Source organism: Helicobacter sp. 16-1353 (genome assembly GCF_003288815.1).
GTDB lineage: Bacteria > Campylobacterota > Campylobacteria > Campylobacterales > Helicobacteraceae > NHYM01.
In genome coordinates, this window is the sequence record NZ_NHYM01000031.1 from 1 (window position 1) to 409 (window position 409).

General features: G+C 24.7%; 1 protein-coding gene. It reads right to left on the reverse strand.

Annotated elements, in window-relative coordinates; translation table 11 throughout:
- Window positions 1-181: 181 nt before the first annotated feature.
- A partial coding sequence (locus CCY99_RS09670) for a hypothetical protein (protein ID WP_181646910.1) occupies window positions 182-409 on the reverse strand: 228 nt, incomplete at its 5' end.

Genomic DNA, 409 nt, shown 5'->3' on the forward strand with positions numbered 1-409 from the left:
AGTTTTTAAGATAATCTTAATTTAATCTTTCTTTTACACCTTGTTTATATAAAAAGTAGGATTAGGATATAAGCTAAGGAAATAGATTCGCTTAGAAATTTTACTTAGATTCTAGAAGTTTAGATTCTAAGAATTATTAGATTTTAAAGTTTAATTTTCTTTGTGTGTTTTTAAACTAAAATTAATATTTTCTAAGAAATTCTAGTTTATTTTTAGATTTTCTCACTTCTAAATACTCTCCATTTCCGGCAATATCAAGCCCATTTATGTAGAAAATATTTTCTTTTTGATTTGGGTTTATAATCTCATATCCAAGTATCTTTGCTACTAAAAGTGCGATTTCATAATGTGTTGGATAGTAGAAATTCTCTAAAGTTTCACTTAAAAATGTGGGTTTGGAATCTAGATT